General features: G+C 34.5%; 28 protein-coding genes. 10 read left to right on the forward strand and 18 right to left on the reverse strand.

The window, feature by feature from the left end:
* Positions 1 to 13: 13 nt before the first annotated feature.
* The 16 genes from CLAN_RS04250 to rpe all read right to left on the reverse strand — a co-directional run bounded on the left by CLAN_RS04250 (position 14) and on the right by rpe (position 13,412).
* Positions 14 to 883, reverse strand: a complete 870-nt coding sequence (locus CLAN_RS04250) for a fumarylacetoacetate hydrolase family protein (RefSeq protein ID WP_096013205.1) — start codon at positions 881 to 883, stop codon at positions 14 to 16.
* Positions 880 to 2,034: an aminotransferase class III-fold pyridoxal phosphate-dependent enzyme gene (locus tag CLAN_RS04255; protein ID WP_100590671.1), complete on the reverse strand. Its 1,155-nt coding sequence runs from the start codon at positions 2,032 to 2,034 to the stop codon at positions 880 to 882. The genes CLAN_RS04250 and CLAN_RS04255 overlap by 4 nt, the downstream gene beginning before the upstream one ends.
* A gap of 3 nt (positions 2,035 to 2,037) precedes the next feature.
* The gene (locus CLAN_RS04260; protein ID WP_086234476.1) at positions 2,038 to 2,661 is read right to left on the reverse strand and encodes a trimeric intracellular cation channel family protein; all 624 of its coding nucleotides are present in this window, start codon (positions 2,659 to 2,661) and stop codon (positions 2,038 to 2,040) included.
* A 20-nt stretch (positions 2,662 to 2,681) separates the two neighbouring features.
* Positions 2,682 to 3,167, reverse strand: coding sequence for a flavodoxin domain-containing protein (locus CLAN_RS04265; RefSeq protein WP_096015970.1), 486 nt, complete (start codon positions 3,165 to 3,167; stop codon positions 2,682 to 2,684).
* A gap of 122 nt (positions 3,168 to 3,289) precedes the next feature.
* Positions 3,290 to 3,844, reverse strand: a complete 555-nt coding sequence (locus tag CLAN_RS04270) for a 2-oxoacid:acceptor oxidoreductase family protein (protein ID WP_086224498.1) — start codon at positions 3,842 to 3,844, stop codon at positions 3,290 to 3,292.
* The gene (locus CLAN_RS04275) at positions 3,841 to 4,686 is read right to left on the reverse strand and encodes a 2-oxoglutarate ferredoxin oxidoreductase subunit beta (RefSeq protein ID WP_086235325.1); all 846 of its coding nucleotides are present in this window, start codon (positions 4,684 to 4,686) and stop codon (positions 3,841 to 3,843) included. The genes CLAN_RS04270 and CLAN_RS04275 overlap by 4 nt, the downstream gene beginning before the upstream one ends.
* Positions 4,687 to 4,688: 2 nt before the next feature.
* Positions 4,689 to 5,810: a 2-oxoglutarate synthase subunit alpha gene (locus CLAN_RS04280; RefSeq protein ID WP_086224496.1), complete on the reverse strand. Its 1,122-nt coding sequence runs from the start codon at positions 5,808 to 5,810 to the stop codon at positions 4,689 to 4,691.
* A 9-nt stretch (positions 5,811 to 5,819) separates the two neighbouring features.
* Positions 5,820 to 6,125: a 4Fe-4S binding protein gene (locus CLAN_RS04285; RefSeq protein WP_086224495.1), complete on the reverse strand. Its 306-nt coding sequence runs from the start codon at positions 6,123 to 6,125 to the stop codon at positions 5,820 to 5,822.
* Between the two features lie 197 nt (positions 6,126 to 6,322).
* A complete protein-coding gene (locus CLAN_RS04290; RefSeq protein ID WP_096013202.1) occupies positions 6,323 to 7,222 on the reverse strand; it encodes a lactate/malate family dehydrogenase in 900 nt (299 codons plus the stop codon).
* 3 nt (positions 7,223 to 7,225) lie between these two features.
* Positions 7,226 to 9,418, reverse strand: coding sequence for an NADP-dependent isocitrate dehydrogenase (locus CLAN_RS04295; protein WP_100590672.1), 2,193 nt, complete (start codon positions 9,416 to 9,418; stop codon positions 7,226 to 7,228).
* 98 nt (positions 9,419 to 9,516) lie between these two features.
* Positions 9,517 to 10,002 (reverse strand): SixA phosphatase family protein, encoded by a 486-nt coding sequence (locus CLAN_RS04300; RefSeq protein WP_086300579.1) that lies wholly within the window; start codon positions 10,000 to 10,002, stop codon positions 9,517 to 9,519.
* Positions 9,999 to 10,787 carry a ferritin-like domain-containing protein gene (locus tag CLAN_RS04305; RefSeq protein WP_100590673.1) on the reverse strand — a complete coding sequence of 263 codons (789 nt, stop codon included), beginning with the start codon at positions 10,785 to 10,787 and terminating at the stop codon, positions 9,999 to 10,001. The genes CLAN_RS04300 and CLAN_RS04305 overlap by 4 nt, the downstream gene beginning before the upstream one ends.
* Complete coding sequence (locus CLAN_RS04310; RefSeq protein ID WP_086224487.1) at positions 10,784 to 11,311, reverse strand: rhomboid family intramembrane serine protease; 528 nt, start codon at positions 11,309 to 11,311, stop codon at positions 10,784 to 10,786. The genes CLAN_RS04305 and CLAN_RS04310 overlap by 4 nt, the downstream gene beginning before the upstream one ends.
* A 9-nt stretch (positions 11,312 to 11,320) precedes the next feature.
* Positions 11,321 to 11,941 carry an NlpC/P60 family protein gene (locus CLAN_RS04315; protein ID WP_086268420.1) on the reverse strand — a complete coding sequence of 207 codons (621 nt, stop codon included), beginning with the start codon at positions 11,939 to 11,941 and terminating at the stop codon, positions 11,321 to 11,323.
* Position 11,942: 1 nt separating this feature from the next.
* On the reverse strand, positions 11,943 to 12,755 hold the full coding sequence (locus CLAN_RS04320; protein WP_100590674.1) for a 3'-5' exonuclease: 813 nt from the start codon (positions 12,753 to 12,755) through the stop codon (positions 11,943 to 11,945).
* A 15-nt stretch (positions 12,756 to 12,770) separates the two neighbouring features.
* The gene (gene rpe, locus CLAN_RS04325) at positions 12,771 to 13,412 is read right to left on the reverse strand and encodes a ribulose-phosphate 3-epimerase (RefSeq protein WP_086224482.1); all 642 of its coding nucleotides are present in this window, start codon (positions 13,410 to 13,412) and stop codon (positions 12,771 to 12,773) included.
* Positions 13,413 to 13,541: 129 nt separating this feature from the next.
* Here rpe and rseP point away from each other — a divergent pair, with 129 nt between their 5' ends.
* On the forward strand, positions 13,542 to 14,648 hold the full coding sequence (gene rseP, locus CLAN_RS04330) for an RIP metalloprotease RseP (RefSeq protein ID WP_100590675.1): 1,107 nt from the start codon (positions 13,542 to 13,544) through the stop codon (positions 14,646 to 14,648).
* Between the two features lies 1 nt (position 14,649).
* Positions 14,650 to 15,270 (forward strand): YggS family pyridoxal phosphate-dependent enzyme, encoded by a 621-nt coding sequence (locus CLAN_RS04335; protein WP_086238776.1) that lies wholly within the window; start codon positions 14,650 to 14,652, stop codon positions 15,268 to 15,270.
* A 50-nt stretch (positions 15,271 to 15,320) separates the two neighbouring features.
* Here CLAN_RS04335 and CLAN_RS04340 read toward each other — a convergent pair whose 3' ends face one another.
* The gene (locus CLAN_RS04340; protein WP_100590676.1) at positions 15,321 to 17,894 is read right to left on the reverse strand and encodes an ATP-dependent Clp protease ATP-binding subunit; all 2,574 of its coding nucleotides are present in this window, start codon (positions 17,892 to 17,894) and stop codon (positions 15,321 to 15,323) included.
* A gap of 173 nt (positions 17,895 to 18,067) precedes the next feature.
* Between CLAN_RS04340 and CLAN_RS04345 the strand changes: the two genes are divergently transcribed.
* The 8 genes from CLAN_RS04345 to CLAN_RS04380 are packed head-to-tail and all read left to right on the forward strand — an operon-like array spanning position 18,068 to position 24,312.
* Complete coding sequence (locus CLAN_RS04345; RefSeq protein ID WP_415270429.1) at positions 18,068 to 19,342, forward strand: S41 family peptidase; 1,275 nt, start codon at positions 18,068 to 18,070, stop codon at positions 19,340 to 19,342.
* Between the two features lie 9 nt (positions 19,343 to 19,351).
* Complete coding sequence (gene purC / locus CLAN_RS04350; protein ID WP_096013195.1) at positions 19,352 to 20,065, forward strand: phosphoribosylaminoimidazolesuccinocarboxamide synthase; 714 nt, start codon at positions 19,352 to 19,354, stop codon at positions 20,063 to 20,065.
* A 21-nt stretch (positions 20,066 to 20,086) separates the two neighbouring features.
* Positions 20,087 to 20,317, forward strand: coding sequence for a phosphoribosylformylglycinamidine synthase subunit PurS (gene purS, locus CLAN_RS04355; RefSeq protein WP_096013194.1), 231 nt, complete (start codon positions 20,087 to 20,089; stop codon positions 20,315 to 20,317).
* A gap of 2 nt (positions 20,318 to 20,319) precedes the next feature.
* Entirely contained in the window at positions 20,320 to 20,985 is a 666-nt protein-coding gene (gene purQ / locus CLAN_RS04360) for a phosphoribosylformylglycinamidine synthase I (RefSeq protein WP_096013193.1), read from the forward strand.
* Complete coding sequence (locus CLAN_RS04365; RefSeq protein ID WP_100590678.1) at positions 20,979 to 22,133, forward strand: hypothetical protein; 1,155 nt, start codon at positions 20,979 to 20,981, stop codon at positions 22,131 to 22,133. Before purQ ends, CLAN_RS04365 begins: the two co-directional genes overlap by 7 nt.
* The gene (locus CLAN_RS04370) at positions 22,117 to 22,800 is read left to right on the forward strand and encodes a lysophospholipid acyltransferase family protein (RefSeq protein WP_100590679.1); all 684 of its coding nucleotides are present in this window, start codon (positions 22,117 to 22,119) and stop codon (positions 22,798 to 22,800) included. The genes CLAN_RS04365 and CLAN_RS04370 overlap by 17 nt, the downstream gene beginning before the upstream one ends.
* A gap of 7 nt (positions 22,801 to 22,807) precedes the next feature.
* The gene (locus CLAN_RS04375) at positions 22,808 to 23,410 is read left to right on the forward strand and encodes a DedA family protein (protein ID WP_086241275.1); all 603 of its coding nucleotides are present in this window, start codon (positions 22,808 to 22,810) and stop codon (positions 23,408 to 23,410) included.
* On the forward strand, positions 23,407 to 24,312 hold the full coding sequence (locus CLAN_RS04380) for an AEC family transporter (RefSeq protein ID WP_086241274.1): 906 nt from the start codon (positions 23,407 to 23,409) through the stop codon (positions 24,310 to 24,312). Before CLAN_RS04375 ends, CLAN_RS04380 begins: the two co-directional genes overlap by 4 nt.
* Here CLAN_RS04380 and fliP read toward each other — a convergent pair.
* Positions 24,305 to 25,030, reverse strand: a complete 726-nt coding sequence (gene fliP, locus CLAN_RS04385) for a flagellar type III secretion system pore protein FliP (protein ID WP_232045887.1) — start codon at positions 25,028 to 25,030, stop codon at positions 24,305 to 24,307. The two genes, CLAN_RS04380 and fliP, sit on opposite strands and share 8 nt — an antisense overlap.
* Between the last annotated feature and the right edge of the window lie 64 nt (positions 25,031 to 25,094).

A 25,094-nucleotide genomic window follows, 5' to 3' on the forward strand; every position in this document is an offset into this window, starting at 1 on the left:
TTTATAAAGCTCTCTACTCGCCAACTATATTTCTTAGTACTCCGATTCCTTCTATCTCGCACTCTATTATATCATCTTTTTTAAGATATTTTGGCGGGGTAAATCCCATCCCTACTCCACTTGGCGTACCAAGCGATATTATAGTGCCAGCTTTTAAAGTCATACCCAAACTAAGATCGCTTATTATATAAGCAGCGTCAAATATCATATCAGCAGTATTTGCATTTTGTCGCAACTCACCATTTACTTTTGAGCTGATTTTTAAATTTGATATATCAAGGTTAGTCTCAATCCATGGCCCCATAAGTGTTGAGCCATCTAGGCTTTTACCATAATACCACTGCTTATATCGATTTTGGATATCTCGTGAGCTTATATCATTTAAAATAGTATAACCAAAAACATACTCCAAAGCCCTATCTATCGGTATATTATAAGCATCTTTAGAGATGATTAAAGCTAGTTCTACTTCATAATCCAAAGTTTGCGTTATCTGAGTATGACTAGGAAATATAGCCCCATCGCCTAAAATATAGTTCGCCCTTTTACCAAAATATACCGGGAATTCTCTCTTGCCATCAAATTCAATTTTTTTGAATCTATAAGACTCTTTAGCATGCTCCATATAGTTGATTCCAAGACAGATAATATCTTGAAGTGGGGATAAAATCGGCGGTAATTTCTCTATATTTTCATACGGCTCACCTCCACTTTTTGAGCTTATATCTTCTAAAATTTCACGCTCGGCTTGAGTTAATGTGATGATTAGCTCATTCATATCTTTTTTATTGATTCCAACACTACTAATATCTATTACGCCGTTATTTGCGCTCATTACACCAAGCTTGATTTGGTTATTTTGTTTATAGCTGATAAACCTCATTTATTGATCTCACTAATTGCTTTTTTTAACCTCATAAAGCCCTCTTTCATCTCTTTTTTACTTAAATTTAGTGGTGGTAAAAATCTTAGCGTTCTATCGCCAGATCTTAAGACCAAAACCCTATTTTCTAAAGCTTTTGATACGATTTGAGATAATAAATTTGGATCTTTAAGGACTACACCTTGCATCAAGCCAAGACCTACTCTTTTAAGAAAAATATCGCTATTTTCTTCTATTAATTTATCTATTTTCTTCTCAAATTTAGCTATTATTTTATCCAATTTTCCACTATTTTTAAGCTCATCCAACCTATCTAAGACATACTCTGATACAGCTGTAACCAAAAATCCACCACCAAAGGTGCTACCATGATCTCCTGGCGAAAATATAGATTTTCTAGTTGCACACGCACTAATTGGCACACCATTACCAAGCCCTTTGGCGAATGTGATGATATCAGGTGTGATATCATATAGCTTAGAGGTGACAAACTCCCCTGTACGATAGACGCCACACTGGACTTCATCAGTGATGAGTAGGATATCTTTTTGATTTAAAATTTTAGCTAAATTTTGAACTTTATCCTTATCAAGTGGATTTATCCCGCCTTCACCTTGGACTAGCTCTATTATCACAGCTGCGGTATTTTCATTTAAATTTGCGATAATATCATCTATGCTATCATAGAATTTAAATCCATCTGGATAAGCACCAAATTCATCTGGATGAAATTTATCCTGCCCTGTCATCGCTAGAGTAGCGATTGTCCTGCCGTGAAATGAGTTTTTAAGGCTAATAATCTCGCTTTTTCTGCCCTTGCTAAAACCAAATTTTCTAGCTAATTTTATCGCACACTCATTTGCTTCAGCACCGCTGTTAGCAAAAAATAGCTCATATCCACCACCAAGTAAATTTGATATCTTATTAGCAAGTTTGGCTTGCGGGGCAATATTATATAAATTTGAAGTGTGTAAGAGAGTTTTGGCTTGTTTTGCAACCACTTTCGCTACGCCTTTGTGGCTATGACCTAAAGCACAAACCCCAATCCCACTAGCAAAATCTATATAATCTTTGCCACTCTTATCCCATAAAACAGCGCCTTTGCCTTTGATAAAACCAACATCTGCTCTAGAGTAATTATTCATTAGCATAAATCAATCCTTATAGTGAATTTGCGGCAAATTCCAATTTCTATAGTATGCTACAAGCCGCCATGCAACACCAAAAGTAAATAGGACAAATATCCAATAAATACTAGTCAAACCTGCTAAATACATTAAATAATATATTGCCCCAACTCCCATACTTATAGTACCATATAATCCAGTTTTTAAAAACCAAGGAACCTCATTTAAAAGCATATCTCTTATGATTCCACCACCAACACCATTAAAAAATGCCACCATAATCACACCAAAAATATTAAGCCCAAATTCCAAAGATACAATAGCCCCAACAATAGAAAAGCTAACCACATCCACAGCATCTGTCATAATAAATATAAATTTTTTATCCAAATTATTTCTATCTTTTTGGTGAAATTTAAGCAAAAAAGCCAAAATCATAACAGACAAAACTATACAAACAGGAATATAATGCGTAAAAGAATAAGCAGGGCGACCAACTATCATATCACGAATTAATCCCCCGCCAAGTGCCGTTAAAAACGCTGCTAAGAATACGCCTAGCCAGTCACAACCTCTGCGTATCCCAAACAAAAAGCCACTCAAAGATGCCGATGCTATACCTACATATTCTGCAAATAAAAAAGCTTCCATAGTGACTTTATAAGCTTAAATTAAAATTCAGATTTAATATCTTCAATCCACTTATCAGCTCTTTTTTGCCAATTTTCATCATTTTTATAATCAATAGCAAGACCTACAAATTTGCCATTTATAAATGATAGTGAATTTTTAAAAGCATATCCATCAATATCTGTAGCACCTACAAGCTTAGCACCACGAATTAATGGTAAAAACTCTACTAAACCATCAAGAAATGTAGTAGGATGTTTAATAGTCCCACCAAGACCCACAAGAGCCAAAGTTTTACCACCAAAATCAGCTTCATTAATGATATTTAATTTAGCTCTAAAATCTTTTTGTAGCTCTCCATGGCCATGTGTAGAAGCTGCGAAAATCAACTTATCATATTTGGTTAAAAAATCAATCGTAAGATCTTTTGCGTCGATTACTTCACTATCAAAACTCTGACTTATATACTCTGCTACAACTTTAGTATCTCCGGCATTTGAGCCATATACTATACCAACTTTTGCCATTTTATTTCCTTTAAGAGTTGAATTTAAAGGCTAAATTATATCAAAGCAAACTCTAAAATTTGCTTAATTGTATTAACATAAAGAGCAACCAAAGCCAATAATTAGGCTTTGGTTTATAAATATTATTGCATACATTTAGCAGCGTATGCAAGTCCTAGATCATAAGCTTTATTGTTTGCTTCTTTTACCTTATCTGGAACTGAGCTTAACATCTTATTTCTTACGATCTCTTCATCCATAACGCCTGTGAATTTAACAGCTACACCAAGAGCGACAACGCTTTGAGTAATCACATTTCCAACTTCATCTTTGGCAATTGAGATGATAGGAATTTCATAGATTTTCCAGCGTTTTTTGTCCTCTTCACTAGGCTTAACCAAATTTGGTTCTACTACGATTATACCGCCCTCTTTAACACCATCTTTAAATGCGTTATAGCTATTTTGAGCAGTTGCTAACATAAAGCAAATTTCGCCCTCATTAGCATATGGATATTTGATCTCTTCATCGCTTAAAATTATATCAACCTTTGTTGGGCCACCACGAACTTGAGAAGTATATGTTGAGGCCTTGACTCCATATCCGCCAGCTTCAATTTTAGCTGCTGATAAGATCTCTCCAGCCAATATAACACCTTGACCACCAACACCGACAAATCTTAACTCTGTTAAACTCATATTATCTCCTCAAAATTCACTTTTGTCTTATTTTGAGCTGCTTCTTTAACTTTAGCATATGCTTTACAATACTCTATGCGATTTTCATCTTTAAATAGCACACCAGTAGGGAATTTGCCTTTTTTCTCTTCATCGCTTAATGTTTCAAATTTAGCCTTAGGCAGAGTTCTCTCATCTATCCATTTAACCATCTGAGTAGCTTCGCCCATTTTGTTTTTTCTACCTAAATTTATATGGCAGTTAGAGAATATATCAAAAAAGCTATAACCCTCGTGTTTAAACCCTTCAATTAGCATTTTTTCTATTCTAGTTGGGTTAATTACAGTCTCACGACCGACAAATGTTGCACCGGCTGCTGTTGCTAATTTAGCAGCATCAAAATTTGGATCTATATTTCCCCATTGAGCTGTAACAGTCCAAAAGCCTTGTGGAGTTGTAGGGCTTGTTTGTGAGTTTGTAAGGCCGTAAATAAAGTTATTAATTAAAATGTGATTAATATCTATATTTCTACGACATCCATGGATTGTATGATTACCACCGATTGCCAAGCCATCGCCATCACCAGTTACTACTATTACATGTTTATCTGGATTTGCTAGTTTGATACCTGTAGCATATGCGATCGCACGGCCGTGAGTTGTATGAACTGTGTTGCAATTAACATAACTTGAAAAGCGTCCGCTACATCCGATACCGCTTACTACGCAGACATCATCCATATTCCATCCCATCGCATCTATAGCACGGATAACACTTTTTAAAATTACACCATCACCACAACCCCAGCACCAAAGTGTTGGCATTTTGCTTGTTCTTAAATAATTATCATAATTAAAAGCCATAATTAAAACTCCTTAACTTTGCTAATAATTTCACTCGGGCTAATCGGTCTGCCGTTTGCTTTTAATAGTGTTTTAAAATCATCTCTTAAAGCACATCTTTGTATCTCGCCTAGATATTGTCCCATATTTAGCTCAGTTACTAAAATATTTTTAAATTTAGAGCATATCTCTTTGATTTTAGCTTCTGGGCTTGGCCATATAGTAATAGGTCTAAATATACCTACTTTTATACCTTCATCTCGAAGTTTATCTACTGCTTCTTTAGCTGCTAAGCTCACACTTCCGTAACAAATAATACAAATATCAGCATCTTCTAGCTTATACTCTTCAAATTTTATCACTTCATCTAGGTGGGCGTGAATTTTATTAAATAATCTTTTGATATTATAATCAACTATTTTGCCATCTTCTGTAGGGAATCCTGTAGGACCGTGATGTAGGCCTGTGATGTGATAGCGATAACCTTTGAAAAATGGATTTAGCGTAGCTGGCTCATCCTCTTTGGCTTCATATGGATTATACTCTGCTGGATCGCCTTTAAATTCTCGTCTAGGCTCGATTACTAAATCTTTAACATCTGGTATAGTAGCCTTGCCTTGCATATGACCTATAGTCTCATCAAGTAGCAAAAATACAGGGGTACTAAATCTATTTGCTAGATTAAATGCTCTTACTGTTTCAGTGTAAATTTCATCTAAATTTCCTGGCGCTACTGCAATAGAGCAAAAATCACCATGGCTTGGGCTTTTAGCTTGTAAAATATCGCCTTGTGCCACACGAGTTGGAAGACCAGTTGATGGGCCACCACGCATTACATTTGCGATTACCAAAGGAATTTCAGCGATAAATCCAAGGCCGATTTGTTCAGCTTTGAGCGAAATACCAGGGCCTGAGCTTGCCGTCATAGCTTTCGCTCCAGTCATACTAGCACCAAGTGCTACTGAGATACCGCCGATCTCATCTTCCATTTGGATAAAATTACCACCACTTTTTGGTAGTGCTACGCTTAATTCATGTGCGATTTCGCTTGATGGGGTAATAGGATAACCACCAAAAAAATTACAGCCACACTCAATAGCTGCTTTTGCTGCTAAAGCATTTCCTGTCGTTATTAACTCTCTCATTTTATATCCTTAATTAACTTTCCTAAAATGATTTGCCTTGATTGCGGCTGCTCTCTCCTTAGCTTCAGGGCTAAGTTTTGCGAATTTAAATCCCTTTTCAGCCACATAAATAGCAAAATCAGGGCAGTGAAGCTCACAATCCCTACAGCCGATACATGACTCTGGATGGCTAACTTCTATCATCATTCCTTGAATAGCGTGGATATCTTCTTTCATATTTAAAACACCAGCAGGACAATAGCTTACGCAAATATCGCAAGCCTTACACCTACTCTCATCGACCCAAACAGCTGTATTAAGCGGTTGTTCTATCATTACTATCTCCTAATTAAATTTAAGTCTAACTTAAATCAAATTTCAAGCTACAATTGTAGCGACTCAATTACTTGAAAAATCAAGCATCCAAATACCTAAATTTTGCCAAACGCAAAAATAATTTTCAAAACTTTTTACGAAACTTTATCTGAAAAAAGTTAATAAAATAGATAAATAAAAAAACTAAAATTTTATCTTTAGCTAAAGTTAATATTAGCACCATTTATATTAAAATTTTTAATATAAATTATAAATTCTTCTATGCTTTTATCTAAAATTTCTCTATCTTTTGGCTTTAAATTCAGCTCTAAAATCTCTTTTACGCCATCTTTTGAAATTTTAACCAAACGACTAAAAGCTATCAAATTATCATCCAAAACCGAGCAACTAAGCACCTTAGAGTCCTCATTTATTAAGGCTTGACAGATATTTATAACCCCAGCTGCTGGCGCATAAAATGCAGATGTATTCATCAATTTAACTATTTTCGCTCCGCCATTTATGGTTTGAGATCTGATATTTTCATATTCATCTATACTTAAATTTTCATCAACCAAGCATATCATATCATCATTATGCATACCTATTACGCAAGATTTTGAGTCGGTTACACTCGTGTCTAGATGATTTTTTAAAGCAAATTTAAGTCTAGCACTATCAAGTTCTCCAGCCATTCCAATAATCTTTTTTCTATTAAATCCACTAGCTTTAAATGCTACATATACCATTATATCAAGTGGATTTGTCACGACAATTATAGTGGAATTTGGGGCAAATTTGGCAATTTGACTAGATGCTTGAGCTACTATATTAGCATTAATTTTAGCAAGTTCGGCCCTACTTTGGCCATCTTTTCTAGCTACTCCAGCTGTGATGATAACAATATCAAAATCGCTTAAAATTTGATAATCATCACCGCCAACTACCATAATATCCAAGCCCAAAGCAATCGACATTTGTGATAGATCAATTGCTTTGGCATTAGCTAAATTTTGGTTGATATCAATGAGTGCTATCTCATCACACATCTGCTTAGAAATGAGAAGACTAGCTATGCTAGCTCCTACATTTCCGGCGCCTATTATTGCTATTTTCACAACTTATTTCTTTAAAGATTCGTTATATATGGCACTTGGTCTCATCACGGCTGAAACCTTCGCATCATCAAAGATATAGTATCCGCCGACATCTACCTTGTTTCCTTGAGAGCCGTTTAACTCATCTGTAATTTTAGCTTTATTCTCATTTAAAGCAGCTGCTACACCGGCAAATTTAGGTGCTAGATCGCTTTTTGCTAGTTCATTAGCCCAGTATAGTGCTAAATAGAAGTGGCTACCGCGGTTATCATTTTCGCCTACATTTTTGCGTGGTGAGTTGTCATTTTTAAGGTAGCTTACAATTGCTTTATCTAAAGTATCGGCTAGTATTGTAGCCTCTTTTTTACCGCTTACGCTAGCTAAATGTTCCAAACTCGCACCAAGAGCTAAAAATTCACCCAAGCTATCCCAGCGAAGGTGATTTTCTTCTATTAGTTGTTGAGCGATTTTAGGCGCACTTCCACCAGCACCAGTTTCAAATAAGCCACCGCCATTTAAAAGTGGGACTATTGAGAGCATTTTCGCACTCGTTCCAAGCTCTAAAATCGGGAATAAATCTGTCAAATAATCCCTTAATACATTACCTGTAACGCTAATAGCGTCTTTGCCAGTTCGTATTATAGAGATTGATTTTTTGATCGCTTCAGTTGGGGCTGCGATACTGATATCTAGGCCATTTAGATCATAATTTTTAAGCTCTGAATTTACTATTTGGATCATACTAGCATCGTGTGCTCTAGCACTATCTAACCAGAATATCGCAGTTGAGTGTGTGGCTTTGGCTCTATTGATCGCTAATTTAATCCAATCTTTAATCGCTTCGCTTTTTGCTTGCATAGCTCTAAATATATCCCCACTCTCAACTTCAAATTCCATTTTATCGCCATTTGTGCTACTAAGTGTGAATTTGCCATCTTCACTAGCTATAAATGTTTTATCATGGCTACCATACTCTTCTGCTTTTTTCGCCATCAAACCTACATTAGATACGCTACCGATAGTTGCTGGATTTAGCGCTCCATTGGCTTTTAAATCATCAATTGTTGCTTCATAAATTGTCGCATATGTGCGATCTGGGATTACTGCTAGAGTGTCGGCTGTTTTGCCATTTTTATCCCACATTTTACCACTATTTCTTATCATTGCTGGCATTGAAGCGTCTATTATCACATCGCTTGGGACATGTAAATTTGTAATTCCTTTATCGCTATCTACCATCGCTAAATCTGGGTTTTTGTCTAAAATTTCATTGTATTTTGCTATGATTTTATCTTTTATAGGCAAGTTTTCTATTTTAGCAAATAGATCTTTTAAGCCGTTATTTGGCACCACACCAACTGAATTTAGCTCACTTCCAAACTCATCAAAGATTTCAGCGAAAAATACTTTCACAAAGTGACCAAACATAACCGGATCGCTTACTTTCATCATTGTAGCTTTTAGATGGACTGAATAGAGTAAAGACTCTTTTTTGGCTTCTTCTATGGTTTTAGCGATGAATTTATCTAGTTTAGCAACACTCATAAATGTAGCACTAATCACATCGCCAGCGGCTGCTTTTATACCATCTTTTAATACTTTTGTGTTGCCATTTTTGTCTGTAAATTCGATTTTAAATTCGGTTGGTTCTTTGACTATTACAGATTTTTCATTGCCATAAAAATCCCCACTATCCATATATGCCACTCTTGTTTTAATAGTGCTATCCCAAGCACCATTTTTGTGTGGGAATTCTTTGGCATAAGCTTTGACGGCACTAGCGCATCTTCTATCTGAGTTACCCTCTCTTAAAACTGGATTTACTGCACTTCCTAAAACTTTAGCATATCTTGCTTTGATATCAATCTCTTTTTCATTGGATGGATTTTCTGGATAGTTTGGTACATTAAATCCTTTTGATTGAAGCTCCGCAATAGCCGCATTTAGCTGCGGAAGTGATGCTGAAATATTAGGGAGTTTGATTATATTTGCTGTTTTTTCTTTGGTCATTTCACCTAGGATTTCTAGATAATTTGGAACTTTTTGATTATCTTTTAAATTTTCAGGGAAATTAGCCAAAATTCTACCAGCTAATGAAATATCCATAGTATCTATACTGATACCACCACGACTTAAAAACTCCTTAATAACAGGAAAAAGTGAAAAAGTAGCCAATGCTGGCGCCTCATCTGTGTAAGTGTAGATTATATCTGCCATTTATGTCCTTTATTTAAAATTTTTCTTATTTTATCAATTTTTAACTAAATTAAACCATTAAACTATAAATAATTTTTATAATTAATCTAAATTTAAGTTTATTCTATCTTTTTTGGGTAATCAAAGAGCAAAACTCGCCCAATTTTAGCCCTTATATCTTTAAACTCATTCACATCAAACTCAATACCAAAAACTCCGCCAGTAGGGATATAACCGATATGGCTATCGCTTAAAATCTCGCAAATTTGAGTTAAAGTATCGTTGTGACCTACGATGAATATGGTGTTTAAAGAGCTATCAATATGATTTATGATATTTAGATAATCTTGCGTTGTGGCCTCAAAAAGTGAGTTTTCAAACTGAATTTTACCACTAAAATTTATATTTTTAGCGATGATTTTGGCGGTTTTGGCCGTTCGCTTAGCTGGTGAAGAGATGATAAGCTCTGGTAAGATATTTTTGTTTTTTAGCCTAGTGGCCATCACTTTTGCAGCCTCTTTGCCTTTGGGGCTTAACGCCCTATCAAAGTCAGTAGCGGCGACTTTTTTAGCCTTTGCGTGGCGAATAAAATATATAGTTTTCATGCTCTCTCCTGAAATTTTTGAATTTTATCAAGCTCGGCTTTGCTAAAACCTGCTAATAATCTATGCTCTATATCTAGCGCTCTTTTTGCTTCAAATGCCTTTGGGTAGCATTTTCGTACTATTTCAATCCATGAATTTGGATCTACATTTGCTATTTTACAAGCGAATTTAAACCACTTATCACCCTTTTTGACATGTTCTATCTCCTCTTTGTGGATCACTTTTAATATCTCTAAAATACCATCTCTATCACCATTTAAAGCTAATTTTTTCATCATAAAAAGATTGGCATCAAGACCATTGGCCTCCATATATCTAGGCAAAATCGCCATACGATTTATGAGTGAATTTTGGGTTTTGATTAGAGCGATAAATAATCCATCATGGACGATATAATCACCATATTTCACTCCTAAAGACTCCATCTTATCAGATATCATCTTAAAATGTCTAATCTCATCATTAGCCACTTCTAACCAATCAAGATAATACTTTATCGGCAAATTTCTAAATCTATAACAAGCATCCAAAGCAATATCAATCGCACTATACTCTATATGAGCAATTGAGTGTAAAAAAGCCTCATTAGTGTGCTTTTGCTTTATCTCTTTCATAGATTTTATAGAGCAAATCTTAGAATAACTAGGCACACTAAGCTTAAAAATATCGCTATTAAAATTCATATCACAACTATGAAAATTGCTATAAATTTGGCTAAATTTAGAAAATTTTTGCTCCAAATCACAAGAGTTCAAGCACTCCCAAATCTCATCAAAAAATCTCATCTAAATACCTTTAAAAATCCAGCCAAATATCCCACGCCAAATCCTATCAAATGAGCATACCACGCTACACTAATCCCCATTAAAAGCGGCGCAAAACTCACTAATAATATAACTACTATAAGCCCTTTGCGATTAAATTTATCAATACAAGCTAAAAATCCAAGCAACACCGATATAGCCCCACTCGCACCGACTAAATTCACACTCTCAAAAGCTAGATACCCAAGGCTTAAAAATCCAGTTATAACCCCGCCAAAGATATATAAAATGCCAAATTTAATCCACCCCAAATATCTCTCTAATATCATCCCAAATTGATAAAGCACTATCATATTCATCAAAATATGCATAAATGAGCCGTGGATAAACATAGATGTAAGAATCTGCCAATATGCCCCAGCAAAAAATAGCTCATTAAGACCAAAAAATATACTAAATTCATAAGGATTATATACAAAATATTCTAAAAAATATATAGCACAATTTAACGCTATTACCGCTGCTGTAAATCCTAAATTTCTCATATCAACCCACTATTTCACCGCTATATCTTGGCTGATTTTACCAAAGCCAGAAAATCTATTTGATACTAAGCAATTTATATTTTTACAATTAGCTATTATATATGCATTTACTTTTTTACCATCAATTTGATGGGAATTTTTGTGATTTAAGTTCATCACGCTTAATATATTTTTACCCCTAAGATTGTGTAAAAAGACGATTGTTCCATCATCTTTTATCTTTTTTACAACTCCTATGTGAGTTATATTGTGGCTAGTTTTGTTTTTTGTGGATTTGGTTGTGTTGTTAAAAAATATTAGATCTCCAGGCGATGCGTTTTGATAATTTATCTGATTTTTACTCTTATAAAGATTATAGATAGCTTGAGAGCGACGACCATCCTTACTATAATGTGAGCTTAGATCGCTTAGAGAGTAGATATTATTGTTTTTTATATTTATAGTTGTAACTAATGATGAGCAATCGGCTGATTTTTTGCCTACATATTTGCTTAAATTTAGAGTATATTCACTCTTTTTAATACTATTTTCTCTATTAATATGAGTGATATTTTGAGTATTTTGTTCTAAAATTTTAAAGCCACATCCACTAAAAATCATAGCAAAAACGAATAAAATAGCAAATCTCATATCAACTCCTGAAATCTGTTTTAGGTGGATTTATCTGTTCTATTACATTTGGGGTTTTTAGCGTCTTTGCTGTTTTGCTAAATAGTATGAGATCTTCTACGCTTTGGACATGCCATGGCACCCTTTTGATACACTCTTTGAAAATCTCACACGCTGCGATTGCGTCATTTAATGCTCTGTGATGAGCGTTATCAATACCTAAAATTTGTTTAAGTGCATCTAGACCATATCTATTTGACTCTATCGTTCTTCTAGCTAGATCAATGGTACAAATCTTGCGATTTAAGAGCATTCCAAACCCAAGCTTTGCTAAGCTAATACTGATAAAATCATAATCAAATTTAACATTATGCGCTACAAATACAGAATCAGCCAAAAATAGCCTAAAGCTCTCAAGAGCATTTGCCAAATGCGGAGCATCTACTAAATCAAGCTGATAAATTCCAGTTAATTCACTGATATTTTGCGGAATTTCACTAGCCCAAACTAGCGTCTCAAACCTATCAATCTCCTTGCCACCTTGGATTTTAACTGCGCCTATTTCGATGATTTGACCGCTTTTTATACCGCCATTTGTCTCGATATCAACGATACAAAACACCTGTTCATTAAAATCTCTAAATCTAGTTGGCATAACGATTTTGCCATTATCCAAACGCTCTAACTCAAGACCCAAAAGCCGCCAATCGGCTAAATTTTTAGGCTCTATGATATCAGCTAATTCATCTATATCATTTGCTTTTTGTATAAAATCGTGATAATTAAGATTAGTTTTGGCTAATAAATCTATAAAATTATCTAATTTATTTTTCAAATTTGCTCTTTGTGATTAAATTTTTAACGCTTTTATCGCCCCAGCATAATCATTGCTACCAAAGACAAAGCTTCCAGCCACGACAATATCCACACCAGCAGCATCTAGATCAGCTACATTTAGACCATTTACTCCGCCATCTACTTCTATCATACATTTAGCATTTCGTGAGTCTATTAACTCTCTTAATTCCATAGCCTTTGATAAGACTGAAGGGATGAATTTTTGTCCGCCAAAACCGGGATTAACACTCATTAAAAGCACCATATCAACTTCATCTATGATATGTTTTAAAGAGCTAACAGGTGTGTGGGGATTGAGCACTATAGCGGGATTTACTCCATTTTTACGGATATGATCAATAAGCCTTAATGGATGCTTCTCTTCTTCTATATGAAAGCTTATAAATTTAGGTTTTAAAGGCAAAAATAGATCTACAAAAAATGGGACATTTTCTACCATTAAATGAATATCAAGTGGCTTTGTAGATGCCTTAGCTACTGCCTCTACTACAAGTGGGCCAATTGTAAGATTAGGCACAAAGTGGCCATCCATAACATCTATGTGTATCAAGTCAGCCCCAGCCTCACAAACAGCCTTAATCTCTTTAGCTAACTCTCCAAAATTCGCTGATAAAATACTTGGAGCTACATACATTTTCTACCTTTTTATTTGAGTGGGGTATTTTACTCAAATTTTAATAAAATTACCTTTATAATTGTATATTATTGTAGATTTTTTGTTATACTTACGCAATTTTCACGCAATTTTTTATAAAGGTAGAATTTGAGAAGTTTAATCTTTGTTTTAATACTTTTAATAGCTAGTTTTTGGTATTGGGGAGTACATTTTGGTATCACCATATTGTCGCTATCATTTTTAATATTTTTTCATGAGCTTGGGCATTTTTTGGCTGCTAAATACTTTGGTGTCTTTGTAAAGACTTTTAGCATTGGTTTTGGAGAGAAAATTTATAGCAAAAAATTGGGCAATACTATCTATTGTATAAGCGCTATACCACTTGGTGGATATGTTCAACTAAAAGGTCAAGATGACACAAATCCAAAAGAGAAAAATTATGATAGCGATAGCTATAACACACTAAGCCCATTAAAAAGAATTATAATCTTATTTGCTGGGCCGTTTTTTAATATCTTATTAGCTTTTATACTATATATAATGCTTGGATTTATCGGTGTTGAGAGATTATCACCTGTTATTGGTAGTACCTTAGCAAATTCAGCCGCACAAAGTGCTAATATAGAAAAAAATGATAAAATCATAGCTATAAATGGGGTTAAAATTAAGGAGTGGGATGAGATAAAAAAGTATATCACAACTAATCCTACAGATATACTTATTAAGCGTGGTGAAAATGAGCTTCATATAACACTAACCCCGCAACTATCTCAAACCAAAAATATATTTGGCGAGAATATAACCACTCCATTAATTGGCATAACACCAAGTGGCGAGAAAACAACTATATATAATAGAGGCTTTGATAGCATTAAATTTGCCTATGATGAGACGATTAAAGCCTCAACTCTAATCTATCAAGGATTAGAAAAGCTCATCACAGGCGTAGTCCCTATAGACCAAATGGGAGGTATAGTCGCAATGGCTGATATCACTACAAAAGCTAGCCAAATCAGCATATCTGTGCTTTTAATAATAGTAGCTTTGATATCTGTGAATTTAGGTATATTAAATTTGCTTCCGCTTCCAGTTTTAGATGGTGGGCATATAGTTTTTAATCTCTATGAGATGATATTTAAAAGAGCGGTAAATGAGCGTGTTTTTGTAGGGCTTAGCTACGCTTCTATGGCTTTGCTATTTGCTTTAATGATATTTACTATTATCAATGATATAGTTAGATTAGCAGGAGAGTAAGATGAGTTTAGATACTATTTTAAATCAGATTAATGGCAGGGCAAGATTAATCGCTGTAAGCAAAAATGTAACCCAAAATGAGGTAATATCGCTATATAATCAAGGTCTTAGAGAATTTGGTGAAAATAGAGTCCAAGAGCTAAAAAGAAAGAGCGAAATCCTCTCAAATTTAGATATCAAGTGGCACTTTATCGGTCGCTTACAAAGTAATAAGATAAATCAACTCATATCACTTCATCCATCTTTGTGGCAGAGTTGCGATGGTTTAGAGATAGCACTTGAAGTCAATAAAAGGCTAAATTATAAGCTTGATACCTTGCTTCAGATAAACTCAGCCAAAGAAGAGAGCAAGCAAGGTGTCGATCCTAGCGATGCTATAGAAATTTATAAAGATATACAAAATAGATGTGAGAATTTAAATTTAATAGGCGTGATGAGTATAGGTGCTAATAGCGATGATGAAAATGAGATTAAAAGAAGTTTTGAGATAACTAAAAATATATTTGATAAATTAAAGCCACAAGGAGCGCTAATCTGCTCAATGGGGATGAGTGGGGACTTTAATCTGGCTATAGAGTGTGGGTCTAATATGGTTAGGCTTGGGACAATTTTGTATAGATAAATTTATAGGCTTTGTTAGATGATTTTTGTATCATCTAACAAGCTAAGATATTAATCTTTGGTTACGATGATTTGATCATCTTTAGCGTCAATTTTTATGCTATCGCCACTTATGATTTCATCTTTTAAGATCATATCAGCCACAAGATCTTCTACAAGCTCATATAAGGCTCTGCGAAGTGGCCTAGCACCATATACAGGGTCAAATCCAGCTTGAGAGATTAAATTTATAGCTTCGTTGCTAAGCTGTGATTTTATCCCACGAGCCAAAAGCTTACTCTCAAGCTCTTTAAACATTATTTTTACAATCTTGCTTAACTCATCTTGACCAAGTGGATTAAATATCACGCAATCATCTAATCTATTTAAAAATTCGGGTTTAAAATACTCTTTTAAAGCAAGTTTAACCGCATCATCTCTCTCTTTGCCATTTAATTCCATAATCGCCGATGAGCCGATATTGCTAGTTAAAATGATAATTGTGTTTTTAAAATCCACAGTTACGCCCTTGCTATCAGTAGCCCTACCATCATCTAAAATTCCAAGCAAAATATTAAATACATCCTTATGAGCCTTCTCAACTTCATCAAACAAAATCACGCTATATGGTTTTCGTCTAACTGCTTCAGTGAGCTGTCCGCCCTCTTCAAATCCCACATATCCAGGAGGTGCACCAAGAAGTCTGCTAACGGCGTGTTTCTCCATATATTCACTCATATCAAATCTTATCATCGCTTTTTCATCATCAAAAAGAAATTTCGCCAACGCCTTCGCACTCTCAGTCTTACCAACGCCCGTAGGCCCAAGGAATAAAAAGCTACCGATTGGGCGATTTTGGCTACTTAGGCCAGCTTTATTTCTCTTAATAGCCCTAGATAGTGCGTGTAAGGCTTCATCTTGACCTATTACGCTATCTTTGAGATGTTTTTCTATATTTAGATATCTCTCTTTTTCGTTTGTGAGCATCTTGCCAGCTGGGATTCCTGTCCATTTGCTTAAAATTCCAGCTACCATATCTTCATCTACTTCATTTTTGAGTAGCACTCCACCCTTTTTCATCTCTTCCCATTTAGCTTCTAGCTCTTTTATCTTAGTGTTTGCTTCTGGAATTTTGCCATACTCTATCTCTGCGGCCTTTTCATAAGCGTTATTTCTCTTCGCTTGCTCAGCTTCATTTTTTAGAGTTTCTATCTGTTTTTTAGCCTCACTTATACCATTAAATACCGCTTTTTCATTTTTAAATTTAGCCTCTAAATTTGATTTTTTCTCATTTAAATTTGCTATCTCTTTTTCTATCTCATTTAATCTATCTCTATTTTTATCTTCGCCCTCCATTTTTAAAGCCTCTTTTTCGACTATTAAAGTCTCAATCTCTCTTTTAGATTTAGCTAGCTCAAATGGCTCACTCTCAATTTGCATTTTTAATTCAGCCGCTGCTTCATCAATCAAATCTATAGCTTTATCAGGCAAAAATCTACCGCTGATATATCTATGGCTTAGCTTAGCAGCTGCTACAAGAGCGCTATCTGTGATGTTTACATTGTGATGAACTTCTAGCCTATCTTTTATCCCACGAAGTATTTGTAAGGCCTCATTTACGCTAGGCTCAGCGACATTTACAGGCTGAAATCTGCGTTGTAATGCGGCATCTTTTTCAAAATATTTTCTATACTCTTTTAGCGTTGTAGCCCCTACTGTGTGTAACTCTCCACGAGCTAGGGCTGGTTTTAGTATATTTGCTGCATCCATAGAGCCCTCACTAGCTCCAGCCCCTACAATAGTGTGAATTTCATCTATAAATAATATTATATTTCCAGCCTTTTTAACTTCATCAATTATAGCTTTTAATCTATCTTCGAACTCCCCTCTATATTTTGCCCCAGCGATTAACGCACTCATATCAAGAGCAATTACTCTTTTATTTGCTAAGGTTGTAGGAACTGCTTTTTTTACAATTAATTGAGCCAAGCCCTCTACAATTGCGGTTTTACCAACTCCAGGCTCACCTAATAATATTGGATTATTCTTAGTCTTTCTAATTAGAATTTGCATCATTCTAGTGATCTCTTCATCTCTGCCGATGACTGGATCAAGCTCACCGCTAGCGGCCTTTTTAGTTAGATCAATCCCAAATTTATTTAAAGAGTCTAGATTTTCATCAGCAGTTTGGGTATCAATACTCTTACCTCCACGCATTAGCTCTAACTCTTTTTTGATCTCAAGCAAATCTAGATATTTTGATAAAATCCCCTTTATAGGCTCACTATCTAAATTTCCAATTATCCAGCTATCAACTGCTATAAATTTATCCCCTAAGCCGATCATTACAGACTTAGCACGCTCTAAGCTATCTACTAATTCATTTGAAATTTGAATATTATTTTTTGAGACATTTGAGCTTTGCGGTAATTTATCAGCGTTGCTTTTTATATCTAGCACCAAGGCATCTTTGCTTACATTTGCTTTATTTAGAATTTGATTTAATACTGAGTTACTATCAGCGCTCAAAGCCCAAAGCATATGCAAAGGGACAACTTGTGGATTTTTATTTCCAATGGCTAAAGATATAGCACTATCTATTAAATCTTGGCTCATTGATGTTAGTTCATTGAATATATTTGCCATATTTTCTCCTTAAACTTTATATGAGTAGTATTATATAACTTTAGTCTGTATTTGTCAAGGTTTGGTAAATTTTCTAATATTTTTAATCAAATTTAGCTAATTTTTTTAATGTTATAACAAAATTAATATAATTTTAGGTAAAATAGCTGATTTTATTTTTTTGGAGTTATATGTTGAAAAGTAGTAGAATTTTACAATTAACTGGTTTCATAAGCGTTATAGCCGCTAGCGCCATTGCCCTAAATGCTCAAACAACGCAAGATAGCAGAGTAGAAGCCCTTGCGAAGCTGACAAAAACTATAGCCATAGTAGAAAAGCACTATGTAGATGATATAAATTTCACTCAAATAATTGATAAAACCATATCTGGACTCTTAACAAATCTAGATGCTCACTCTGGATATTTAGATGAAAAAGCCTTTAAAGATATGTTAATCCAAACTAAAGGCGAATTTGGCGGTCTTGGTATAACTGTTGGGATAAAAGATGGAGCTTTAACCGTTATAGCCCCAATTGATGATACTCCAGCTTATAAAGCTGGGGTCAAAGCAGGTGATGTGATATTAAGAATCAATGGCGAATCCACCATAAATACCACAATTGATGAAGCCGTAAATAAAATGCGTGGCAAGCCAAACACGCCAGTAGAAATAACCATAGTTAGACAAGGTGAAAAAAAGCCATTTGATCTAAAAATAATAAGGGATATAATCACCGTAGAATCAGTCCAAGCTAAGATGATTGAAGATGAGAATATCCTATATTTAAGAGTTACAAATTTCGATCAACATGTAACCAAAAAAACTAGAGAATTTATCAAAAAATATCCAAAAGCCAAAGGCATAATCCTAGATTTAAGAAATAATCCAGGCGGATTATTAAACCAAGCTGTTGGGCTTACAAATTTATTTGTTGAAAGTGGCGTTATAGTATCTCAAAAAGGTAGAGATAAAAATGAAGATGAGATCCACTCAGCACAAAAAGGCAACTTCATCACAAACGCACCATTAGCAGTGCTTATAAATGGCGGAAGTGCTAGTGCTAGTGAGATAGTAAGTGGAGCCTTACAAGATCTAAAAAGAGCTGTGATAATCGGAGAAAATAGCTTTGGTAAAGGTAGCGTCCAAGTAATTATGCCAGTTGATCAAAAAGAGGCTTTAAGATTAACTGTAGCAAGATACTATCTACCAAGCGGTAGAACTATCCAAGCAGTAGGAGTAACTCCAGATATTGTCGTATATCCTGGCAAAGTGCCAAACGAAGAGAGTGGATTTAGCATAAAAGAGGCCGATTTAAAGCAACATTTAGAGAGTGAGTTAAACAAAATCGAACCAAAAAATAAGAAAAAAGATATAGATGATAAAAATACAATAACCCAAAAGCAAATTTATGATGATATTCAGCTAAAAACTGCGATAGACTCAATAAAAGTATTAAATATCAAATAAGGAGAAAATATGGAAAAATCAGAGTTACTTTACGAAGGTAAAGGCAAAAAAATGTGGAGTGTTAAGGGTAATGATGAGCTATTAATAGCTGAATTTAAAGATGATTTAACAGCATTTAACGCCGAAAAAAAAGGCAACGAAGAGGGAAAAGGTGCTTTAAATAACCAAATTTCAACTGCTATTTTCAAACTTTTAAAAGAAAATGGCATAGAAACAGCCTTAGTCGAAAGCATCAGCCCAACTGAACAACTAGTTAAAAAATGCTCAATCATACCATTAGAAGTAGTAGTAAGAAATATCGCCACTGGAAGCCTAAGCAAGAGATTAGGCATAAAAGAAGCTACGATTTTGCCTTTTACATTAGTTGAGTTTTATTACAAAGATGACGCTTTAGGCGATCCATTAATCAATGATGAACACGCAATCTTGCTAAATAGCGTAAAAAGCCAAGATGACCTAGTAACTCTAAAACGCCTTGGTAGAGAGATCAACTCTATTTTAGCACCATTTTTTGCTTCAAAGAGCTTAAAACTTGTTGATTTTAAAGTTGAATTTGGCTTTGATAAAGATGGAAATATCTTATTAGCTGATGAGATTAGCCCTGATAGTTGTAGATTTTGGGATGTTGATACTGGTGAAAAGATGGATAAAGATAGATTTCGCCAAGACCTTGGTAGTGTCAAAGTGGCATATGAAGAGGTTTTGCGTAGAATTTTATCATAATTAAATTTAAAAGGATGGATTATGAAAGTAATCGTAAATGTATATTTAAAAAATGGAGTCTTGGATCCAGCGGGTAAAGCTACAAAACACGCATTAGAAAGCCTTGGATTTGGTGGCGTAAATGATGTAAGAATCGGCAAACAAATCATCTTAAATTTAAACGAGAATACCACAGATGAAGAGATAAAAAAAATGTGTGAAGAGCTACTAGCAAATACAGTTATAGAAGATTATGAGATTCTAAAAGGCTAAAAATGAGAGTAGCTATCATTAATTTTCCTGGGACAAACTGCGAAAGAGATACAAAATACGCTTTTGATCTATTGGGGTTTGATTCAGAGATAATCTGGCATAAAGATAGAGATTTTAAGGCTGATTTGGTAGTATTGCCTGGCGGATTTAGCTATGGTGATTATCTTAGAACTGCTGCTATTGCTAAGTTTAGCCCAGCAATGCAAACAGTAATAAATCACGCTAAAAACGGAGGATTGCTACTTGGAATTTGTAATGGTTTTCAGATGCTTTTAGAGAGCGGGCTTTTACCTGGTGCAATGAGACGAAATGAAAATATGAGCTTCATTAGCAAATTTAACCATTTAAAAGTTATATCAAATAAGAATAAATTTCTATCAAATTTTAATAACTCCGATATAATCGATATCCCACTAGCCCATGGAGAGGGAAATTACTACGCTGATGATGATACGATCAAAAAGCTATATGATGATGATTGTGTACTCTTAAAATATTGCGATAGAGATGGAAATGAGATCAATCTAAATGGCTCTGTGGATAATATCGCTGGAATTTGTAATAAAAATAAAAATATTTTTGGTCTTATGCCTCATCCTGAAAGAGCTGTAGAGAGCATACTAGGTAGCACTGATGGTGCTAAAATGCTTAAAGGATTTCTTTGTTAAGGGCTATTTTTGCGATTATTTTGCTTTTTAGCGTAGGCTTATGTAATGAGCCTACACAAAGGCAATTAATCACCAATGAGCAGATGTTAGGCATAGCTGATACTGATGAGAGAACAGATATTGATCCATCGCTAATATACCAAAATATTGATCCTGTCGAGCTAAGCTTATCTAGTAAAAATGTAGAAAAGTCAGCATATATCTATCAGCCTTTTTCTTTAAAATTAGTAGCAAATACTGATAAGGTTTTGGATTTTGATATGGAGCTTACGATACACTCTAGTGATATCACTTGGCTAAATCCAAAGCCACTATGGAGCAAAAAATCAGCTGGAGTATATGAAACAACCATATATCTACTACCTAGCAGCACCAATGCTAAGATCGATGCGATAACATTAAGCCTTAATAGAAATGGTCTGTTTTTCCAAGATAAAACCATCAAGCCAAACATCCCACTTATAAAAGGCTTAAGTCCAAAAGATAATTTTGCTAATTTCGTAGGTGATGGCTTAGAAATTAAGATGTCAAAAAGCTCAAAATTTGATGAGTATTCGAATTTAACCACCATTGAATTAAGTAGCAAAAATGGGAATTTAGCACTCTTTAATATCCCTGGCAAATTCGAAAAACAGGGCTTTGATAGCTTAAGGGGTGATTATAAAAACCAAAATGGAATTTACCTAATAATAAGTGATAATAATCTAAGCAACATAAATTTTAGCTACTACAATCTAACTAAAAATGATTTTGATGAGATAAGCTTAAATTTAAATATCCAAGATAGCGACCTAAGCACCCAAGTGCCACTAAATCCAAAAGATGGAGAATTTCAACTATATAAAGAGATTAGCGTATATATCGCTATCGTTATATCTTTGCTAATTTTCATTTGGCAAAGAAGCTACTACTGGCTACTAATCGCAATCGCATTCATAGCCTACTCTCTTTATGATAATAAACCCTTTAGTGATGCCACATTAAAAGAGAGCGCCAAGGTAAGAATCCTTCCAATGCCAAATTCAACTATATTTGCTATAACGGCAAAAGAGCAAGATGTAAAAGTTATCACCAAAAAAGATAATTTCACAAAGATAATTTTACAAAACCAAACAATAGGCTGGGTAGAGAATGAAAATATTAAATAAGGTAAAAAGCTGGTTATATGCTATTGAGATTTTATTAAGCGTTGTTATCATAGTTTTAATATTTTTTGTAGCTCCATCACATAATCTATGGCTAAGGCGCAAATGGACTAGAATACAAAAATTTCTCATCAGATATAAAATCGATATAGTAGGCACACCCGATCCAAGAGCAAATATGATTATAGCCAATCACCAAAGTATGCTAGATATCATGGCCTTAGAAGATATCTATCCAGGCAATATCTGCTGGATAGCTAAAAAAGAGATTGGGGATATACCATTTTTTGGCAATATAATCAAAGTACCAAAGATGATATCAGTAGATCGCAAAGACCCAAGATCGCTACCAAAAATCATAAAATTAGCTAAAGAGAGAATTAGTGAAGGTAGAGTCATAGCTATATTTCCTGAGGGTACTCGTGGAGATGGGAGTAAGATTTTGAAATTTAAAAGTGGCGCAAATATCATCGCTAATAAGCTAAATTTAGTAGTTCAACCGGTGCTTATAATTGGCTCAAGAAAGATTATAGATAGTAAGACTATTAGCGTAAATTCCGGGTCGTTTAAGGTTATCTATATGGATATTGTGGATACTAGCGATGAAAATTGGCTTGAAAATACAAGAGCAAAAATGCAAACTTTATTAGCTCAAAATTTAGATAAATAGGCTAGATATGTTAGAAAATATCATTAATTATCTAGTGAGTTTAGTCGCTGATTGGGGGTATTTGGGGATATTTTTGTTAATGGCTTTGGAGAGTAGCTTTTTCCCTTTTCCTAGTGAAGTTGTCATGATACCGGCTGGATATTTGGTATATACTGGGCAGATGAATTTATATCTAGCATTTGGTGCTGGGGCATTAGGTAGCCTTGCTGGAGCGATATTCAACTACTATTTATGCTACTTTTTTGGTAGAGCCTTTATATTAAAATATGGCAAATACATAGGAATCACAGATGAAAAGATGGCTAAATTTGAGAGATTTTTTAACAAATATGGCGAAATCTCTACATTTAATTGTCGCTTAATCCCAGGAATTAGACAATATATCAGCTTGCCAGCAGGACTAGCTAAGATGAATATCTTTACTTTTAGCATTTATACCACGCTTGGGGCTGGGATTTGGGTGGCAATTTTGATCGCTATTGGGTATTATATCGGCGATCAAAAAGAGCTTATCAAAGAGTATTTAGCTCAAATTACCATCTGTTTATTGATAGCTGTAGCTATAATTACAATTATATATCTATACATACAAAAAAGGTTTAAAAAATGATAATATACCCTCTATTTTCAATGTTTATACTACTATTTAGCGGATATGTAGCTAAAAGATTAAGAATCATCTCGCCTAATAAGGCTATTGTATTTTTGGATTTTGTTTTGTGGTTTGCTTTGCCATCTTTGATTTTTGATAAAGTCTATCATTTGGTTGTGGATTTAAATTTGATTAGTATGGTATTTGTGGGACTTATCTCATCTGTAATAGCTGCTTTTGTAGCTGTAGCAATGGGATTTATGCTTAAATTTTCAACCGCAACTTTGGCTAGTGTAGCGCTCCTTAGTATGTTTGGCAATACCTTATTTATCGGAATTCCTATTATTCAAGGATTATATGGCCAGAGTGCTTTGAGTATTGTTATTTTATTTGATCAAGTAGTTACGGCTCTGCCTATTAGCATTTTTGGGCCATTGATTTTGGGTTTTGGGACATCTAAGAAAAGCTCAATAATTCAAAATAGCCTTAAAATTATCAAATTTCCGCCATTTATCGCACTGGCTTTGGCTGTGATACTTAAAAATTTTAATCTACCTGAAATTATATTTGAGCCTTTGAAAATGCTATCTAGTAGTATGGTGCCGGTGGCTCTATTTGCTGTCGGACTTAGACTTGGGTTTAATAGTATTAAAAGCTCTTATAAGGCCTGTTCTGTGGTGATCTTTGCTAAGATGATATTAGCGCCAATTGTATTTCTATCAATCACTAAGATATTTGGTATAGAGCTTAGCAAAGAGTGGGTAATAGGATTAATAGAAGTCGCCACTCCGCCGATGGTATTAGCAAGTGCTATGATATTAAAAGCAAATCTAGATTCAAATTTGGCTATCTCAAGTGTGGCTATAGGTATGATAACTATCTTTATTACAATGCCTATTTTATACTTTGTAGCTACTTGAAGCTTTGAACTAGATTACCCACTAGTAAATTCCATCCATCTACTAAGACAAAAATCAGTAATTTAAATGGCAAAGATATCATAACAGGCGGCAACATCATCATACCCATAGCCATCAATACAGAGCTTACTACCATATCGATAACTAAAAATGGCAAATACAACAAAAATCCTATCTCAAATGCGGTTTTAAGCTCACTAATTATAAATGCTGGTGCTGCTATAGTCAAAGGGACATCATCTATAGTTGTTGGATTAGGAAGCTGGCGAATACGATAAAATAAGGCCAAATCTTTCTCTCTAGTATTTCGTATCATAAATTCTTTAAATGGCTTTGCCCCTTTATCAAAGGCCTCTTGATAGCTGATTTGCTCATCTAAATATGGCTTTATGCCTTGCTCATAACTCTGCTTAGCAACTGGTTCCATAATAAAAAATGTAAGTATCAAAGCTATAGATATAAGCACACTTGTAGGTGGCATCTGCTGAGTACCCATAGCTTGACGCAAAAATGAAAATACAATAACCAATCGCAAAAAACTAGTCATTATAAATATCAAAGATGGCGCCAAAGCTAATATAGTTAAGACTATTAAAACATTTAAGCTAGTTACTAGTTGTTGTGGTGTATCTGGTGCGCTTAAGCTAAGATTCATAGTAGGCACAGTAACCGTATCAGCACCAAAAGCAGAAGCAAAAATCAAAAATATCAAAGCCAAATATCTCAAAAAAGCCCCTTAAAATAATATTTATTCTACATTAAATTTATTTAAATACTAATAA

Origin of the sequence: Campylobacter lanienae NCTC 13004 (genome assembly GCF_002139935.1) — a bacterium.
GTDB lineage: Bacteria > Campylobacterota > Campylobacteria > Campylobacterales > Campylobacteraceae > Campylobacter > Campylobacter lanienae.

What these genes read in the sequence shown, in the direction of transcription:
- CLAN_RS04265 (WP_096015970.1), bottom strand. Translation starts at nt 3,167, where the DNA reads ATGGCAAAAGTTGGTATAGTATATGGCTCAAATGCCGGAGATACTAAA.
- purC (WP_096013195.1), top strand. Translation starts at nt 19,352, where the DNA reads ATGGAAAAATCAGAGTTACTTTACGAAGGTAAAGGCAAAAAAATGTGG.
- CLAN_RS04340 (WP_100590676.1), bottom strand. Translation starts at nt 17,894, where the DNA reads ATGGCAAATATATTCAATGAACTAACATCAATGAGCCAAGATTTAATA.
- CLAN_RS04280 (WP_086224496.1), bottom strand. Translation starts at nt 5,810, where the DNA reads ATGAGAGAGTTAATAACGACAGGAAATGCTTTAGCAGCAAAAGCAGCT.
- CLAN_RS04260 (WP_086234476.1), bottom strand. Translation starts at nt 2,661, where the DNA reads ATGGAAGCTTTTTTATTTGCAGAATATGTAGGTATAGCATCGGCATCT.
- rpe (WP_086224482.1), bottom strand. Translation starts at nt 13,412, where the DNA reads ATGTATGTAGCTCCAAGTATTTTATCAGCGAATTTTGGAGAGTTAGCT.
- CLAN_RS04315 (WP_086268420.1), bottom strand. Translation starts at nt 11,941, where the DNA reads ATGAGATTTGCTATTTTATTCGTTTTTGCTATGATTTTTAGTGGATGT.
- CLAN_RS04375 (WP_086241275.1), top strand. Translation starts at nt 22,808, where the DNA reads ATGTTAGAAAATATCATTAATTATCTAGTGAGTTTAGTCGCTGATTGG.
- purQ (WP_096013193.1), top strand. Translation starts at nt 20,320, where the DNA reads ATGAGAGTAGCTATCATTAATTTTCCTGGGACAAACTGCGAAAGAGAT.
- CLAN_RS04270 (WP_086224498.1), bottom strand. Translation starts at nt 3,844, where the DNA reads ATGAGTTTAACAGAGTTAAGATTTGTCGGTGTTGGTGGTCAAGGTGTT.
- CLAN_RS04295 (WP_100590672.1), bottom strand. Translation starts at nt 9,418, where the DNA reads ATGGCAGATATAATCTACACTTACACAGATGAGGCGCCAGCATTGGCT.
- CLAN_RS04335 (WP_086238776.1), top strand. Translation starts at nt 14,650, where the DNA reads ATGAGTTTAGATACTATTTTAAATCAGATTAATGGCAGGGCAAGATTA.
- purS (WP_096013194.1), top strand. Translation starts at nt 20,087, where the DNA reads ATGAAAGTAATCGTAAATGTATATTTAAAAAATGGAGTCTTGGATCCA.
- CLAN_RS04275 (WP_086235325.1), bottom strand. Translation starts at nt 4,686, where the DNA reads ATGGCTTTTAATTATGATAATTATTTAAGAACAAGCAAAATGCCAACA.
- CLAN_RS04310 (WP_086224487.1), bottom strand. Translation starts at nt 11,311, where the DNA reads ATGAGAAATTTAGGATTTACAGCAGCGGTAATAGCGTTAAATTGTGCT.
- CLAN_RS04370 (WP_100590679.1), top strand. Translation starts at nt 22,117, where the DNA reads ATGAAAATATTAAATAAGGTAAAAAGCTGGTTATATGCTATTGAGATT.
- CLAN_RS04285 (WP_086224495.1), bottom strand. Translation starts at nt 6,125, where the DNA reads ATGATAGAACAACCGCTTAATACAGCTGTTTGGGTCGATGAGAGTAGG.
- CLAN_RS04250 (WP_096013205.1), bottom strand. Translation starts at nt 883, where the DNA reads ATGAGGTTTATCAGCTATAAACAAAATAACCAAATCAAGCTTGGTGTA.
- CLAN_RS04300 (WP_086300579.1), bottom strand. Translation starts at nt 10,002, where the DNA reads ATGAAAACTATATATTTTATTCGCCACGCAAAGGCTAAAAAAGTCGCC.
- CLAN_RS04305 (WP_100590673.1), bottom strand. Translation starts at nt 10,787, where the DNA reads ATGAGATTTTTTGATGAGATTTGGGAGTGCTTGAACTCTTGTGATTTG.
- CLAN_RS04255 (WP_100590671.1), bottom strand. Translation starts at nt 2,034, where the DNA reads ATGCTAATGAATAATTACTCTAGAGCAGATGTTGGTTTTATCAAAGGC.
- CLAN_RS04380 (WP_086241274.1), top strand. Translation starts at nt 23,407, where the DNA reads ATGATAATATACCCTCTATTTTCAATGTTTATACTACTATTTAGCGGA.